The organism is Candidatus Palauibacter soopunensis (assembly GCF_947581735.1).
Taxonomy (GTDB): domain Bacteria; phylum Gemmatimonadota; class Gemmatimonadetes; order Palauibacterales; family Palauibacteraceae; genus Palauibacter; species Palauibacter soopunensis.
This window is the reverse complement of record NZ_CANPVT010000038.1, coordinates 86949-101978: the sequence shown is the minus strand read 5'-3', so window position 1 is coordinate 101978 and position 15030 is coordinate 86949. Positions and strand designations below refer to the sequence as shown.

Genomic DNA, 15030 nt, shown 5'->3' with positions numbered 1-15030 from the left:
CGCTACGCCGGGGCCAGCGCGATCACGCGCAACGGGCTCCCGCTCCCATCCACGATCTTGAGCGGCGCGGCGATCGCCACGGCGCCCGTCGGGGGCAACCGGTCGAGGTTGCACAGGCTCGCGAGGCCGAACCTCCCCGCCCCGTGCATGATCCCGTGGTTCGGGAACGGCGGATCGAACCCTCCCGCCTGACCCGCATCGGTGCCGACCGTCTCCACTCCGACCCCGAGCACCGCGCGGTCGTGGGCCAGCAGGGCAGAGGTCTCCTGGTGGAAGCCCGGCGAGTGCGGGCCGTCTTCCGCCACGTTCAGAAACGCCTCCTTCCCTTCCCTCCGGCTCCACCCGGTGCGCAGAAAAACCCAGGCGCCCTCGGGTACGCGGCCGTGCTCCGCCTCCCACGCCTCGAGCCCGGCCGGCGTGAGCAGGAAGTCGGGGTCCGCGTCGACCTCCGCCTCCACGTCGATGACGCACGCCGGGCCGACGAACTTCCACGGCGGGATCGTGTCCGTCGTCCCGTTGGGCACGTCCTTTCCCGTCACCCAGTGGATCGGGGCGTCGAAGTGCGTCCCCGTGTGCTCGCCGAGCGTGAGGTTGTTCCAGTACCAGGCCGGCCCGTCGTCGTCGTACCTCGAGATCTGCTCGATCGTGACTCCCTTCGACGGCGCGAATATCGGCGGGAGATCGATGACGACGGTATCGGGGCCGAGAGGGATCGTGAGATCCACCACCCGGACGGTGCCCGCGTTCAACTCCTCCACGAGGCGTGTCAGTACGTCCGACATTCAGAGTCTCCGTATCGTTGGTCGACCCCGCAGGTGGGGTCGGGGTCCGCAGGTCACTTGTCCCCGAAGAACGGCTCCAGCGTCTGGCCCGGGTTCGGCTTCGTCATCAGCGAAACCATGATGAAGAGGATGAGGCTCGCACCGACACCCAGTTCGACGGAGTCGATCCCGTACAGGGGGAAGTAGTGTTCCTGGAACCAGAGCGTCCACACAAGGCAGGCGAGGAAGCCCCCGATCATGGAGGCGACCGCGCCCTTCGCCGTCCCCCGCCGCCAGTTGAGGCCGATGACGATGGGGACGAAGAAGAAGGAAGCGATGAACTTCGCCTGCTCCAGGACGATGCCCTGCACATCGCCCAGCTTCTGGAGTGCGAAGAAGAGCGGAATGATGGCGAGGACGACGATCGCCACCCGGTTCGCGTTCACGAGGTGCTTCTGGCTCGCGTCGGGCCGGATGAACTTTCCGTACAGGTCGTGGGCGACGCCCGCGCCGGTGACGAGCAGGATCGAGTTCACGGTCGACATGATCGCCGACAGCATGGCGACGAGCAGCAGCGCGCCCACCACGGGCGGCAGGACGTGCAGCGCCATGGTGGCGGTGGCCTGATCCTGGGACGGGAGGTTCGGGAAGAGCACCCGCATGAGCATGCCGATCGACATGATGCTGGTCGCGATCACGACCTGGAAGCCGATCGCCACGAAGATCGCCTTCCGCACGGTGCGCTCGTCGCGCATCGAGTAGAAGCGGGTGAGTTCGTACGGCGCCGCCGCGATCGAGAGCCCGAACGCGATCGCGAAGGCGAGGAGTTCGCGCGGCGAGTAGTACCAGCCCACGAGACGGTCGTCTAGCGTGTCGAGGAAGTCGAGCGACCGCTCGACCGCCGCCATCGGACTGCCGCCGCCCACCTGGTTGAGGAGAACCGGAACCGCGACGATCAGCGCCGCGACCATGATCAGCGTCTGCAGGAAATCGATGTAGGAACTCGAGCGGACTCCGCCGAGAAGCGTGTAGAGCGCGGTCGAGGCGACGATGATGAGCATCGCCGTGAGCGGGCGGATCCCGAACACGACCTCCGCGATCTCGCCGCCCGCCTGGAACTGCGCCACGAGATAGATGGTGTAGGCCACGACGATGAGGACGCCCGCGAGGGCGCCCGCCTTCGCGCTCCCGTAGCGGGCGGAGATGTAGTCGGGGACCGTGAGCGCGCCGAGCCGCCGCAGCTTCGGTGCGACGAAGAAGGCGCACACGAGCCACCCCGTCCAGAGGCCGAGCCACGGGAAGACCCAGGAGACGCCGGCCAGGTAGTGGCGGCCGGCGGTGCCGACGAAGGTGCCGGCCGAGATCTGCGTGGCGGCGAGGACCGCCCCGCCCACGATGGGACCGATCGAGCGGCCGGCGGCGAGGAAGTCGACTTCGGTCTCGGTCCGGAAGTAGCTCCAGATCGCGATGCCCATGATGATGGCCACGTAGACGCCGAGCACGACGAAGAAGACGCTGCTCATGTCGGTTCGGCGGGTTCGGCCGTCTCGTCGGGCGCGGCCGGCGAGGCGCCACGGGTGGACCGCTGTGCGACGACCTCGGCCCAGCGGCGGTCCAACTCGTCGTCGGCGCGGATGGTCCTGCGGAAGAGGAGGATCACGGTGAGGCCGAGGGCGAAGAAGCCCGCCGCGATCAGGATGATCGTCATCGCGCGGCCCCGACGCCGTCGCGGCGGGCTCGCGCGTTCCGCCACGTCCAGATCGCGCCGGTCAGCAACAGCGCGAGGACCACGAAGTCGGCGAGACGCGCGAACGAAAGCGCGCCCCCGCGGGACAGCCGGAGCAGCCCCGGCACGCTCGACAGCGTGGCCGTCACGACGTCATCGCCGGCCCGGACGAAGCGCGGCAGGCTGGTCGACAGGTCCAGCGCATCGATCACGTCCGGATCCCCCTCCAGCCGAATCAGCCACGGCGCGGTGACCTCCTGTACGACCGTCTGCTCGGCCTCCCGGCCGGCTACGAAAAAGGGGATCCGATCCAGCCGTCCGCGCACCGTATTCCGGACGGTGTAGGAGACAACGACAGGCGCGTCGGAGACGACGTCGATGCGGTACGCCCCGTCCACCGGGGTCAGCGCGGCATCGGCGACAGGCAGCGGGGCGCCGCTCTGCTCCATCTCCGTCAGCGAAAGCGTCTGGTGCTCGATCCGGATGGCGAAGGCCCGCACCGCGCCGGCCTCCGGCTCGAGACCCTGTCGAACGTGGGCCGCGCCGTCGGCATCCAGACGGACGAACACCGTGTCCGTCGTCTGCGCCGCCGCCGGCGTCGCGACGGACAGGCCTGCCAGCGCCGCCAACGACGCCAGCGCCGCGGCCGACGCCCGCACCGGCTCTCCCCTCGCGCGGCGCACCGTCGTCAGCCCGCCGGCGGCGAGGCCGTCAACTGCGCCTGCACGCGTCCCACCGCCCGGGCCGCCTCGTGGAACCCGTTCGCCACGTGGTTCGCCTCGCGACGCACTTCGTTCACGAGGAAGGGCAGCATGTCGGAGCCGGCTTCCGCGAGGCCCGGCAACTCGGCCACCCGGGCCAGCCGCGGGATCGGCGTCCGGGGCAGGGCCGGATCGTGGTCGAACGGCCCGCCCTCCGCGTATCCGATCGGCACCAGGATGCGGGACAACTCGAGGAACAACCCGTTCACGGCGCCGACCGCCTCCGCGTCGAGCCGACTCGCTCCGACCATGGCGTACAGGTCGTCCAGCGCGGCTCCCAGCGCTTCGAGTTCGGCACGGACCGGACCGAGGTCGAGCAGCTCCCCGGCCGCCTCCACGTAACCATCGACGAACCCCGCCAGTTCGGAGACCGTCTCGCGGAAGTCGTACGGGAGGATCCGCGAGTTGAGCACGCGGGCGATCGAGGCGACGTAGACGCCCAGGTCGCGCTCGAGGTTCTCCCGTTCGGCGACCGCCATGACGTCATCTTCGGTGTGCCACGCGATGTTGCCCCCGCAGCCGCCCGTGGGATAGAAACCGAGCGCGGCGCGCTCGTCCGCCGGGATGTTCGAGAGCAGCATGTAGAACGAGGTGAGCCCGATCTGGTTGAAGGAATAGTCGCCGGCCCTAAGCGGCCGCAGCCGTTTCGCGGTCTTCCCCGTGACGTCCGCGATCGCGCGCGCACACAGCGGCCCCGCCTCGGCCATCCACATCACGTCGTCATACTCCGTCGCGTGCCAGCAGCCCGGCGAGTCGATGTTGATCGCGCCCACGCAGTGCCGGCGGAGTTCCAGCGCGTGCGTGTCCGCATACCACGTGGAGCCGCCGTAGCGCCCGGTCGAGTGTGCGGGCCACCAAGCGATGCGCAGCGAGCGCTTCAGCCGCCCCGCCTCCGCATGGAAGATCCGGGCCAGTTCCAGCAGCGTCGCGTCGCCGACGGCGTTGTCGCCGATCCCGACGTCCCACGAGTCGTAGTGCCCGTGCACGAGCATGAACTCTTCCGAAGCGCCGGCGATGTGCGCCACGGGCAGCTTGCACGGATACCAGCCCTCCTCCAGCCGGACCTCCAGCCGGACGGTCTCGCCCACCGCCCCCTTCAGCCGCTCTCCGTCGGGGTTGTTGACCGCGGCCACGGGCGTCCCGGGTTTCGTAGCGAGGTTCCCGGTCGTCGGCGTCCCCCAGATGGACGTGCAGATCCCCCAGTGGATGTTCCGTCCGGGATTGATGAAGATCTGTCCCGCCGCCCCCGCCGCCTCGAAGGCGGAGACCATGCCCGGCATCGCGAATCCGTCGCTGAGCACGATCTTGCCGGCCACATCGGGCAGGTCGTCGCCAAGCCGCCTGGCGAACAGGTCTCGTTGTCCCGTCGCGGCCGCGGCCGGAACGTAGACGAGTTCCCCCTCGAGCCCGCCCTCCGCCGTCGGCGTGGCGAAGGACGGCGGTTTTGCCCCTATCGATCCGCCACTCCACTCCACCGAGGACTCGCGGGGAAGCGAGAGGTAGAGGTCGGGCTCGTGCATCTCGAACGGCACGCCCATCCGGCCCAACTCGGCGGCGATATACTCGGCGGCGACGTGCTCGTCGTCGCTCCCGGACTCGCGCACGAGTGTCGAGAAGCGTTCGAGCAGGGACCACCCCGCGTCGAAGGAGACGGCGCGCAGGAGGTCGGGTTCAAGTGCGTCGGGGCCCGTGGCGAGCTCCGCCGGCATCGTGTCGTTCAATGGTCGCTAGCTCCGGGGAAGGACGGTGAGCGTGGCCTCGATGGCATGCGGCTCCACCGTGGTGAGTGTGGCGATGACTCGGTAGACGCCGGCCGGAAGCCCGGCTTCGATTCTCCCGGTCCAGTGCAGCGAGGCACCGGGTTCGAGCGTCTCGCGTCCCAGCACCTGGGCGAAGAACCTGCCCTCCGCCCAACGCCAGACGACGACCCCATCCTCCGAGATCACCTCGAAGTCGTAGCGCTGGCCGTCGGGAAAATCGAGGACGAGTGCGGATTGGCCGTCGTTCGTGCCGGTCAGTTCGAGGACGACGGGCGTGGCGGCCTCCGGCGGCTCTTCGCCGGTCGACAGCGACAATCGCAGTTGCCGGCCGGACCCCTCATCGGCGGATTCCTCATCCGCGGATCCCGCGGCCGATCCCGCGCCGCATGCGAAGACCGCCAGCGCGGGCAGCAGCACCGCCGGAGCCACCGCACCAAGCGGAGTGTTCGCCCGGGGGTTCACACGAGCAACTCGTAGTGGTCGGTGCCGTCGAGCGCCCAGCCCAGCTCTTCGTACAGCCTCTTGGCGGGCGCATTGTGGGACTCGGTCTCCAGGATGAGGCCCTTGGCGCCGGTTTCGACCGCGAGTTCCCGCGCGCGGTCCATGAGGGCGCGCGCGACCCCTGACCGGCGGGCGTCCGGCGCGACGAAGAGGTCGTTGAGGATCCAGAGCCGTCTCATCGAGACGGAGGAGAAGGACGGGAAGAGCTGCACGAACCCCAGGGGCCAGCCGTCCTCCGTCTCCGCCACGAAGACGCGCGACTCGCCGGCTCCGAGCCGTTCGGCCAGGAACCGGCGGGCGCCCTCCGGATCCGCCGACTGCCGGTAGAACTGGCGGTATCCGTCGAACAGCGGCGCGAGGCGGTCGACGTCCTCGAGACCCGCTTCCCTGACGATCACGGTCACTTCGGACACGGCGGACGCGGGATCCGGGTCGGACGCCTCGTCAGTCGGCGACGCTCACCCCCTCGTACGTCTGGATCCCGTCCGCGTTCGCCACCGTCATGCGGGGCGGCGTGTCCCGGAAGGGCATCCAGGCGCAGCCGTGATCCCCGTCCTTGTTGATCGCGACGAACTTCTCGGAGGGGATGAAGTCCGGCGCCACGTTCCGGTACTTGTGGCGGATCATCGCCACGGCGTCCTCGCAGGCCTGCTGCGGCGTGCGCCCCGCGCCCATCTGCGAGACGATATAGTACCCGGCGCACGACTTGATCACGTCCTCGCCCCGTCCGGTCACGGCGGCGGCGCCGATGTCGTTGTCCACGTACAGCCCGGCGCCGATGATCGGCGAGTCGCCCACGCGGCCGGGGACCTTCCAGGCGAGTCCGCTCGTCGTCGTGATGCCCGAAACGTTCCCCTGCGCATCGACCGCCAGCACGTTCGTCGTTCCGTAGCGGTGGATGAGGGCCTCGGCCAGCACGTAGTCGCGGTCGGGACCGTCCCGGCCGGGAAGGTCGAGCAGTTCCGCCCACTCCTCAGCCTCGCGCCTCGTGGCAGCCTCGCCGAACCCGGCGCGGGCGAGCCCACCGCCGGAGCCGCCGCCGGAGCCGCCGCGCGGGCGGCGCAGGTGGTCCGGGGGGCCCCAGTCGTCCGTGGCGGACAGGCGCTCGCGCCAGCGGAGCCAGATCTCCCGCGATTTCGGCGTCATCAGGTCCTGGACCTCGAAGCCGAAGCCGACGGCGAAGCGCTGCGCGTACTCGCCGATCAGCATGACGTGGTCCGTGCGCTCCATGACGAGCCGCGCCACCGAGGCTGGAGTACGGATCCCCTCGATGCCCGCGACCGAGCCTGCGTTGTACGTGGCCCCGTCCATGACGGACGCGTCGAGCTGCACGACCCCCTCGGCGTTGGGGAGACCGCCCCAACCGACGCCCGTCCCGTCGGGATCGAGTTCGATGATGTTCGCGCCGCGCTCGACCGCGTCCATCGCCGCCCCGCCGCCCGACAGCACCTGCCACGCCGCCGTAGCCGCGCGCCGCCCCGTGTCGTTCGTATGGCTGGTGATCATCATCGGCGTGCTGGCACGCCGGCTCGACGCCAGCGATGGCCGCTTTCCCCGGGCCGAAGCCTGCGCCGGCACGGCGCCCGCGACGGCGGCAGCCGCCCCCAGGCTCAGCCCCCGCCCGATGAAACCGCGACGATTCATCTCGGACATCTCAACCCCCCGTTTTTTTGCGTGAGTGTCTCGTCGCCCCAAACTGATGCAAGATCCGCTTCTCACGCCAGCGCTTCGCGGATCGCGCGGTTACGGAATGCGGCGGAGCCGGGCGAGTGGCTCGCCATCGAGTTCGGCGTCCGCGTCGGGGAGGATGCCGACGTGCTCGAGCGCCGTGACGGGGACGTCGATGATGTAGGTGGATCCGGATCCCGGCGCGGCCCAACCTCGGGTCGCCGCACCGCTCGCGAGGATGAAGATGGTCATCTCTTCAGGTGAATCCCCGCCGTGGCCGCCGTCTTCCCGCCGGCCGTGGTCCGTGCTGATGAGAACCAGCCAGTCTTCCTCCTCGTAGGAGGACCGAGCCCGGAGGGCCTCCATCAGCCAGCCTACATGCCGATCCGACAGCGTGATGGCCTCGCGGTATTCGAGCCCGATCGACCCGTGCCGGTGGCTGGTCTCGTCCGGATTCCCGAGATAGACGAAGGCCGCATCCGGGTCTGCCTCCGCAAGATGTTCCGCCGCGCGGGCGGCGACGACGCTGTCCGCTTCCGCCCATCCGAGTTCGTACCCATCCACGGCGACCAGCGTGTCGATCGCGCCGGAGAGCGCCGGGCCTCCCCCCTCAAGGACAGCCAGAGGCATCCAGTCGACGGCTGCGAACGTGCCGAGGTCCGGGCGATCCCGCTCGAGGCGCGTGAGAAAATCCGGATGTTCCCGGTATCGCCGCCCTTCGAAACCGTTATCCAGTACACCGTGTTTCTCCGGCCAGACTCCGGTCAGCATCGAGGACCATGCCGGACCGCTCACCGAGGGCGTCGTCGTACGCGCCGACGCCGTGTACCAGCCGCCGGCCGCGAGCGAGTCCATGACCGGCGTCGGCACCTCTGCGAGCACATCCGGGCGTACGCCGTCGATCCCGATCAATAGCACTTTGGGGATCCCTCGGACCGGGATTGAATCGGTCCGCGGCCCGCAGGCACTCGCGGCAAGGAGGCCTGAAACCATCGCGGCGAGCATGGCGGCCGTGCGGAGAATCGGGAGTCGGGTTCGGGGCACCATGCTCACATGGTCGCCTGGGCTCCGGACCTTCTGCAACCCGGGTGTGTACACTCCGCTGGCGCGCCGGACGCCCCCCTGGAAGATTGGAGACCCATGAATCGAGTCACCCGTCGTGTCGTTCCGCTCCTTCCGCTACTGCTCGCGGGCTGCTCCACCGCGCCGGTCTCCTTCCAGGGTGTCGCGCCGTCGGAATTGGAAACCGCCTACCGCTGTGCGGTCGCGCAGTTGAACCTCATGGACTACACGATCGAGGACGGCAACCTCGAGGTCGGGTTCGTGCGGGGTCGCCGGCAGACCTCCGGCGTCGTACAGGAACTCATCACCGGGGCCGCCCATCACGACGTCCTCACGGCGACCGTGTTCGACAATCCCGCTACCGGCAACACGCATATCAGGGTCGTCGCCTCAAGGGTCGCGGATCACGACATCGGCCTCCTGGCGGGACTCGACGATGACGAGGAACAGGGCGAGAACCAGCTCGGACCCTCCGACTCCGGCAAGGCGGACGCGCAGCGTCTCCTCACCAACTGCGGCGTGGTCGCGGCGACCGGGGGACCGGCGCCTCGGTGATCCGGTTCGCCGGACCCACAACCCTCGTTGTCTGCGCCTCGCTGCTGACCGCACCGGCGGCCCGCGCCCAGTCCGAGGTGTTCCTGCGGCTGGCGCCCGAGGCGAGCTGGCTCTCGGCGGAACACTCCAAGCGCGTGACGGCGGGCGGCGGGTCGAGCGAGAGCGCGACGGGGGCCTCGGGTCCGACGTTCGCGGTCAACCCATCGCTCGGACTCCGCACACGCGTTCTCGGCGGCCTGCTCGCGGGCCTGGAATTCGAGGGCGTCCTCGCCAATCGGGGGATGATCGAGGGTACGATCGAGCCCACCCCGAACGGCGAACCACACGATGTGTGGCCCGGCGAGTGGGACCTCCGCGACCGGTTCGGGGTCGGCGTCAACGTGCTCCTCGGCCTCGGCGCCGTGGGCGGCTCGACCGAGGGCTATGTGTTCGGCGGGATCCGCCGGATGTGGAGCGAATTCGCGACGAGCGGCGTCAACCCGGAGACGGGTGAGGTGGGCGAACGCCGTGAGCAGCGCGCGCGCTGGCCGTCATCCATCGGCGTCGGCCTGACGCTGCACCGCCGCTGGCTTGTGGACCTGCGCCTCGGCTACGCGCGCTCCCTCACCGAGTGGACGGTGGAAATCCCCGGCGTCCTCCTCGACTACGGATACTCGGCCAGCGCCGTCACCCTTTCCGTCGGGATCGGCCCGCCCCGCTAGCGGCTCAGGAGGTCCAGCGCGACTTCGCGCGCCTCGTCCATGGTGTCCACGACATGGCCGTCGGGCAGCCCCGCGAGGATGTTGAGAGTGCTCAGCGTTTTCTCGACGGAACCGGACATCGCCATCACGATCACCTGCGTGCGGCTCTTCTCGGCAACGCCCAGCAATTGGCGTATGACCATGGCGGCGCTGTCGTCGAGATACTTGGCGTCGGAGAAGTCGAAGATGACGATTTCGTGGTCCTTGATGTCCTTCCCGATCACGTTCACCAGCTTGTGGGACGACGCGACGGTGAACGCGCCCCGGAGCGCGACGAGGCCGACTCGGGCCGAGTACTCGTCCACTGCGTCCGCGCCTTCGCCGCCCTCGAAGAACACCCGGTCCAGCAGCGGCACGGAGAGCACGTTATCGAGCTCCAGGCTCTCGATCTGCCGCGCGTGCGCCATGCCCGCGACGATGAGGCCGATGGCCACGGCCGTCACGAGGTCGACGAACACCGTCAGGGCGAGCGTCAGCATCAGCACGAACAGGTGGTCGCGCCGAATGCGGTGAAGGTGGGCCAGGAGGGGCCAGTCGATGATGTCCCACCCAACCTTGATCAGGATGCCGGCGAGCACCGCATGAGGGATCGGTTCCAGGTACCGGCCCAGGCCCAGCAGGACTCCCAGCAGGAGGATCGAACGCAAAGCGCCGGACATCCGCGTCAGACCGCCGGCGCGGATGTTCACGACCGTCCCCATCGTGGCCCCCGCTCCCGGCAACCCGCCGAACAGGCCCGCGATCGTGTTGCCGATGCCCTGGCCGACCAGTTCGCGGTTCGAGTCGTGCTGCGTGCCGGTCAGCGAGTCGGCCACGAGCGACGTGAGGAGGCTGTCGACGGAGCCGAGGAGGGCGAGGACGAGCGCCGGATGGAAGGCGCGGGCCAGGAAGCTCGCGGAGGGCAGACTCAACTGCAATTCCGGCAGATCGGTGGGGATCGCGCCGATGGTCGGCACATCGGTGAGCCAGAAAACGCCCAGGGCGGTCCCCGCGATCAAGGCGACGAGCGGGCCGGGGAGCAGCCGGGACAGCCGCTGCGGCCAGAAGATGCTCACCGCGAGGGTCGCCGCGCCGATGATGAGGGCGCCGCCGTTCAGGTTCGCCACGGCTTCCGGGAGCGCCCGCACCGCGTCCATGGGACCGCCCGCCGCCGTGGGCGCACCGAGAAAGGGCAGCACCTGGATCAACATGACGATGATGCCGATCCCCGACATGAACCCCGAGATCACGGCGTAAGGCGTGTACACGACGAACCGGCCCGTCCGCAACAGGCCGAGCGCGGTCTGCAGCAGCCCCGCCAGCACGACGACGGTGAAAGCTTCGCCAAGCGTCGAAGCATGCGTCGTCACGATGACCGCCATGGCGACGGTCATGGCCGGCGTGGGACCGGATATCTGGAATCGGTTGCCGCCGAACACGGACGCGAAGAAACCGACCGCAATCGCCCCGTACAGGCCGGCGGCGGGCCCGAGCCCCGAGGCGACGCCGAAGGCCAGCGACACCGGCAGGGCGATCACCGCCGACGTGATGCCGCCGAAGAGGTCCCCGCGCAGCGTAGGGAGATCGTATTTCAGACTTCGCTCCTTCCCGGCGGTCCGTCCCGGCATCGCACATTCGATCAGGGACACGTTACTCTGGGAACGCCTCGGAGGGCGAGCGACCACCGCCCTCGCTCGCGGCAGCGGCACCCACGCCAGGGACGGGAATGAACGCAACGCGCGAACGCTGGGGAAGCCCGCTGGGCTTCATCCTCGCCACCACCGGATTCTCGGTGGGACTCGGCAATATCTGGAGATTTCCCTACCTGGCGGGCGAGAACGGGGGAGGCGCGTTTCTTCTCATCTACGTGCTGCTGGCGGTCCTGATCGGGATCCCGCTGTTCACGGCCGAAATCAGTCTCGGGCGGCGCGCGCAGGCGACACCGCTGGCCGGGATGCGGAAGCTCGTCGGTCGAAGCCCCTTCCGCGCGATCGGCTGGCTCGGCGTGGGCGCCGCGTTCCTCATCATGTCCTACTACCAGCTCATCATGGGCTGGATCGCGGCCTACTTCGTCCGCGCTTTTCGAGGGGGTTACGACGCCGGAAGCGTGCAGGCCGCGGCGGAGTCGTTCGCGGCCTTCACCGCGCGTCCGGGAGAGGTTCTCGCCTACACGATCCCCGTGATGCTGCTGGCGGGGCTCATCATCACCCGAGGATTGCGGCGGGGGATCGAGCGCGCGGCACGACTCCTGATTCCCATCCTCTTCTTCTTCCTCATCGGACTCGGGATCGTTTCGCTGCAGTTCGACGGGGCCTGGGAAGGCGTCCGCTGGTATCTCGCGCCCGATTTCTCGGCCATCGGTCCGGAGACGTGGCTCGCGGCGCTCGGACAGGCCTTCTACTCCATCGGCGTAGGGATGATGGGCGCCTTCGTGTTCGGGAGTTTTCTGCATCCGCGCCGGAGCGACATCCCCGGAAGCGCCGCCTCCATCGTGGCCTGCGATACGATCGCCGCGGTCCTCGCCGGGTTCGTCATGTTCCCCGCCCTGTTCGCCTTCGGCATGGAGCCGGACCAGGGGGCGGGCCTCCTCTTCATCACGATGGCGGGGCTCTTCGGCCGTCTGCCGGCGGGTGAGGTGGCGGCGGCGTTCTTCTTCTTCTTCGTGTTCATCGCGGGACTCACGTCGTGTCTCGCGCTGCTCGAAGCCCTGACGGCGAGCGCCATGGATTCGTTCGGCTGGAGTCGTCGGCGATCGCTGTGGACGGCGCTCGCGGTCCTCCTCCTCGCGGGGGTCCCGCTCGCCCTCGGCGGCGGGCCGTGGGCCGCGGTGCAGGTCGGCGGGCGCGGCCTGTTCGAACTCGCCGACTACGTGTCGGGGAATATCTTCCTCACGGTGAGCGGGCTCGCGATCTCACTCTACGTCGCCCTCGCGTGGGGGTTCGAACGGTTCCGCGCGGAGACCAACCAGGGGGCGGGGCGCTTCCGGATCACCGCCGCCTGGGGTCCGGTGATGCGCTTCGTCGTGCCGGTCGCCGTGGGGCTCGTCGTCCTCGCCGGACTCGGCCTCCTGGGCTAGCGGCCCGCGGCAAGAGCCTTGCCGCGTTGAAGCGACACCCGCGAGGCCGCCCGCTTACGGCTGGAGGCGGGCGATCTCCCAGCTTCCGTCGTGCGGTGTGTGGCGCGGCGTGTACTCGAGACGATCGTGCAGCCGGTTCGCCCTGCCCTGCCAGAACTCGATCCGGTCGGGGACGAGGACGTATCCGCCCCAGAAGTCGGGCAAGGGCACGTCCCTCCCGTCGAACCGGGCCTCCGCCTCCGCCACCCGAGCTTCGAGTCCGGCGCGGTCGGCGATGGGGCGGCTCTGTGCGGAAGCCCACGCGCCGATCTGGCTCCCGCGGTCGCGCGTCGCGAAGTACGCGGCCGAGTCTTCCGCCGAGAGGCGCTCGACCCGCCCTTCGATGCGCACCTGCCGCTCGAGCACAGACCAGTGGAAGCAGAGCGAGGCCTGCGGATTGTCGTCCAGTTCCAGGGCTTTGTGGCTGCCGTAGTTGGTGAAGAAACGGAAACCGTCGGGGCCGACTCCCTTCAGGAGGACCATCCGCACCGAAGGCCGCCCGTCGCCGGTCGCCGTGGCGAGCGCCATCGACTCGGGCAGGAGCAACCCGGAAGCCTCGGCATCCCGGAACCACTCGTTGAACAGATCGTAGGGATCCGCCGCCGCCTCGAGGACCGGAAGACCGTGCGTCACGCCCCTCGTGAGCGTGCGGATCGCTCGCAGGTGGGTGCGAAGGTCGTCGAATTTGCTCATGTCGAGCACACGCCCCCGCCGTCGTAGCGCGGAATGCTCCGGAGCCAATTCTGAAATTCGGCGTTGGGGGGAGAACACAAGCCGGCGAGGATCCAGTTGAACGTGGTGAGTCGCAGATTCACGAGTTCCTGCGGAAGCGGCCCGCGCAAATCCGCGTTGGTGAAAAAGTACAGGTGCCGGAGCGCGGAAAGCCTTCCAAACTCGGAAGGCACCGACCCGGACAGCTCGTTTACCTGAAGTCCGAGAAACTCGACGGACGAAAGGTTGCCCAGCTCGGGCGGAATCTGGCCCGTCAACGCATTACAGCACAGGGACAACCGGGTCAGGCTGCGCAGTCTCCCCAGGCTGGGCGGGATCGGCCCGGACAGTTGATTCATGTGGAGCTTCAGGTCGCGGAGATTGGAGAGGTCTCCGAACGCCGAAGGGATGGTGCCGGTGATTCGATTGCCGGAGAGCGAAAGAACCTCAAGATCGGAGAGGTTGTCCAGATCCGACGGAATGGGGCCGCTCAGGTCGTTCTGCTCAATGTCGAGAACCGTGAGGTTGCGCAGGCTCGCGAGTTCCGCCGGAATCGGTCCGGTCAGGCTGTTGAAGGCGAGGTTCAGCACCTCGAGATGGCTCAGTTGGACGAGTTCGGACGGAATCTGTCCGGTGAGCCGGTTCCGGCCCGCGAACAGATCGTTGGAGAGGTCCAGCACTCTCAAGTTGGTGAGACGGGACAGCTCGACCGGGATCGGGCCCGTGAGCGCGTTCACGGCGAGGCCGAGTTCTTCAAGCTCCGTGAACTCAGCCAGATATGCCGGGATGTCACCGGTCAACTGGTTGTATGACAGGTTGAGACGCCGAAGATTCGTGAGGTACGCGAATTCCTGCGGCAAGCGGCCCTCGAGCCCGACGCCGGAGAGTTCCAGCCCGATTACCCGGCCCTCCGCGTCGGTGGTCACTCCACGCCATTGGCCGGTCGGCGCGTCCGTCAGCCAGTTGTCGCTTATCGTCCAGCGCGAGCCGCCGGTTGCGTTGTACAGCGTCACCAGGGCAAACCTTTCGGACACGCTCACTACGATCCGCGCGGTCGCGCTGAGGCCGGTTCCGGACGCCTGCACGGATATCGCTACCGATCCCGGTGCTACCGCGGTCACCAGGCCGGCGGCGCTTACCGTAGCCACCGACTCGTCATGGGAGAGCCACGAGAAGTCCACGCCGCCGACCGGGTTTTCGTTCGCGTCCAGAGCCTGTGCGGTCAGTCTGAAGCGTTTCCAGCGCGTCGACCGCGGCCTGATCGGGTGACACCGTCAGCGCCGTGACCGTCTGCGAAACGGTGATGGCCGCGCCCCCAGAGGCGCCGCCGCCCTGGACGGTGGCCGTGACGTTTGTGGCTCCGTTGCCTACCGCCGTAACCAGTCCGGCGGGATCGACCGTCACGATTCCGCCGTCGCTGCTCGCCCAGTTCACGCCGATGCCGGACATGACCATGCCGGCCTGATCGCGCACGGTCGCGGTCAGTTGTACGGTCTGTCCCAATGCGGCCAGAACCGCGGACGAGGGGGTGATGGCGAGTGTGGTGGCTACGGGTGTTCCCGGCGGGGCGGTTCCGGGTTCGCCGTCCCCGCACCCCAGTGCCAGCAGCGGAGCGACGAGCAGGACCCGACAACGGTGAAGATGCGGCGCTCGCGGCCCGGGTTGTGTGCGGAGTCGAAAAGGTGCCATCG

The 15030-nt window shown here is 68.8% G+C and carries 16 protein-coding genes; 3 read left to right on the top strand and 13 right to left on the bottom strand.

All coding sequences use genetic code 11. From position 1 onward, the window contains the following. Window positions 1-2: 2 nt before the first annotated feature. From RN901_RS10695 to RN901_RS10655, 9 genes are all read right to left on the bottom strand, one after another. Window positions 3-782, bottom strand: coding sequence for a cyclase family protein (locus RN901_RS10695; RefSeq protein WP_310758271.1), 780 nt, complete (start codon window positions 780-782; stop codon window positions 3-5). 53 nt (window positions 783-835) lie between these two features. Continuing rightward, window positions 836-2284 (bottom strand): sodium/solute symporter, encoded by a 1449-nt coding sequence (locus RN901_RS10690; RefSeq protein ID WP_310758270.1) that lies wholly within the window; start codon window positions 2282-2284, stop codon window positions 836-838. Continuing rightward, window positions 2281-2469: a hypothetical protein gene (locus RN901_RS10685; protein ID WP_310758269.1), complete on the bottom strand. Its 189-nt coding sequence runs from the start codon at window positions 2467-2469 to the stop codon at window positions 2281-2283. The genes RN901_RS10690 and RN901_RS10685 overlap by 4 nt, the downstream gene beginning before the upstream one ends. After that, the gene (locus RN901_RS10680; protein ID WP_310758268.1) at window positions 2466-3146 is read right to left on the bottom strand and encodes a hypothetical protein; all 681 of its coding nucleotides are present in this window, start codon (window positions 3144-3146) and stop codon (window positions 2466-2468) included. Before RN901_RS10680 ends, RN901_RS10685 begins: the two co-directional genes overlap by 4 nt. 29 nt (window positions 3147-3175) lie before the next feature. After that, window positions 3176-4969: a M28 family metallopeptidase gene (locus RN901_RS10675; RefSeq protein ID WP_310758267.1), complete on the bottom strand. Its 1794-nt coding sequence runs from the start codon at window positions 4967-4969 to the stop codon at window positions 3176-3178. 6 nt (window positions 4970-4975) lie between these two features. Further along, a complete protein-coding gene (locus RN901_RS10670) occupies window positions 4976-5470 on the bottom strand; it encodes a BsuPI-related putative proteinase inhibitor (RefSeq protein WP_310758266.1) in 495 nt (164 codons plus the stop codon). Further along, the gene (locus tag RN901_RS10665; protein ID WP_310758265.1) at window positions 5467-5922 is read right to left on the bottom strand and encodes a GNAT family N-acetyltransferase; all 456 of its coding nucleotides are present in this window, start codon (window positions 5920-5922) and stop codon (window positions 5467-5469) included. The genes RN901_RS10670 and RN901_RS10665 overlap by 4 nt, the downstream gene beginning before the upstream one ends. Before the next feature lie 31 nt (window positions 5923-5953). Then, the gene (locus RN901_RS10660; protein ID WP_310758264.1) at window positions 5954-7153 is read right to left on the bottom strand and encodes a N(4)-(beta-N-acetylglucosaminyl)-L-asparaginase; all 1200 of its coding nucleotides are present in this window, start codon (window positions 7151-7153) and stop codon (window positions 5954-5956) included. Between the two features lie 99 nt (window positions 7154-7252). Next, the gene (locus RN901_RS10655; protein WP_310758263.1) at window positions 7253-8095 is read right to left on the bottom strand and encodes an alkaline phosphatase family protein; all 843 of its coding nucleotides are present in this window, start codon (window positions 8093-8095) and stop codon (window positions 7253-7255) included. 222 nt (window positions 8096-8317) lie between these two features. Here RN901_RS10655 and RN901_RS10650 point away from each other — a divergent pair, with 222 nt between their 5' ends. After that, complete coding sequence (locus RN901_RS10650) at window positions 8318-8794, top strand: hypothetical protein (protein ID WP_310758262.1); 477 nt, start codon at window positions 8318-8320, stop codon at window positions 8792-8794. After that, entirely contained in the window at window positions 8791-9495 is a 705-nt protein-coding gene (locus RN901_RS10645; RefSeq protein WP_310758261.1) for a hypothetical protein, read from the top strand. The genes RN901_RS10650 and RN901_RS10645 overlap by 4 nt, the downstream gene beginning before the upstream one ends. On the opposite strand, the gene RN901_RS10640 is transcribed toward RN901_RS10645, so the two are convergent. Further along, complete coding sequence (locus tag RN901_RS10640; protein WP_310758260.1) at window positions 9492-11141, bottom strand: SulP family inorganic anion transporter; 1650 nt, start codon at window positions 11139-11141, stop codon at window positions 9492-9494. The genes RN901_RS10645 and RN901_RS10640 overlap by 4 nt on opposite strands. Window positions 11142-11239: 98 nt before the next feature. Between RN901_RS10640 and RN901_RS10635 the strand changes: the two genes are divergently transcribed. Next, window positions 11240-12589 carry a sodium-dependent transporter gene (locus RN901_RS10635; RefSeq protein WP_310758259.1) on the top strand — a complete coding sequence of 450 codons (1350 nt, stop codon included), beginning with the start codon at window positions 11240-11242 and terminating at the stop codon, window positions 12587-12589. A 54-nt stretch (window positions 12590-12643) separates the two neighbouring features. Here RN901_RS10635 and pdxH read toward each other — a convergent pair whose 3' ends face one another. The 3 genes from pdxH to RN901_RS10620 form a co-directional block, all read right to left on the bottom strand. Continuing rightward, window positions 12644-13321, bottom strand: a complete 678-nt coding sequence (pdxH, locus tag RN901_RS10630; protein WP_310758258.1) for a pyridoxamine 5'-phosphate oxidase — start codon at window positions 13319-13321, stop codon at window positions 12644-12646. After that, window positions 13318-14373: a hypothetical protein gene (locus RN901_RS10625; RefSeq protein WP_310758257.1), complete on the bottom strand. Its 1056-nt coding sequence runs from the start codon at window positions 14371-14373 to the stop codon at window positions 13318-13320. Before RN901_RS10625 ends, pdxH begins: the two co-directional genes overlap by 4 nt. Window positions 14374-14494: 121 nt before the next feature. After that, window positions 14495-15028, bottom strand: a complete 534-nt coding sequence (locus tag RN901_RS10620; protein ID WP_310758256.1) for an Ig-like domain-containing protein — start codon at window positions 15026-15028, stop codon at window positions 14495-14497. Window positions 15029-15030: the final 2 nt, after the last annotated feature.

Coding starts and splice junctions, on each gene's coding strand:
- RN901_RS10690 (WP_310758270.1), bottom strand. CDS start 2,284: ATGAGCAGCGTCTTCTTCGTCGTGCTCGGCGTCTACGTGGCCATCATC.
- RN901_RS10685 (WP_310758269.1), bottom strand. CDS start 2,469: ATGACGATCATCCTGATCGCGGCGGGCTTCTTCGCCCTCGGCCTCACC.
- RN901_RS10640 (WP_310758260.1), bottom strand. CDS start 11,141: ATGCCGGGACGGACCGCCGGGAAGGAGCGAAGTCTGAAATACGATCTC.
- RN901_RS10620 (WP_310758256.1), bottom strand. CDS start 15,028: ATGGCACCTTTTCGACTCCGCACACAACCCGGGCCGCGAGCGCCGCAT.
- pdxH (WP_310758258.1), bottom strand. CDS start 13,321: ATGAGCAAATTCGACGACCTTCGCACCCACCTGCGAGCGATCCGCACG.
- RN901_RS10635 (WP_310758259.1), top strand. CDS start 11,240: ATGAACGCAACGCGCGAACGCTGGGGAAGCCCGCTGGGCTTCATCCTC.
- RN901_RS10695 (WP_310758271.1), bottom strand. CDS start 782: ATGTCGGACGTACTGACACGCCTCGTGGAGGAGTTGAACGCGGGCACC.
- RN901_RS10650 (WP_310758262.1), top strand. CDS start 8,318: ATGAATCGAGTCACCCGTCGTGTCGTTCCGCTCCTTCCGCTACTGCTC.
- RN901_RS10660 (WP_310758264.1), bottom strand. CDS start 7,153: ATGAATCGTCGCGGTTTCATCGGGCGGGGGCTGAGCCTGGGGGCGGCT.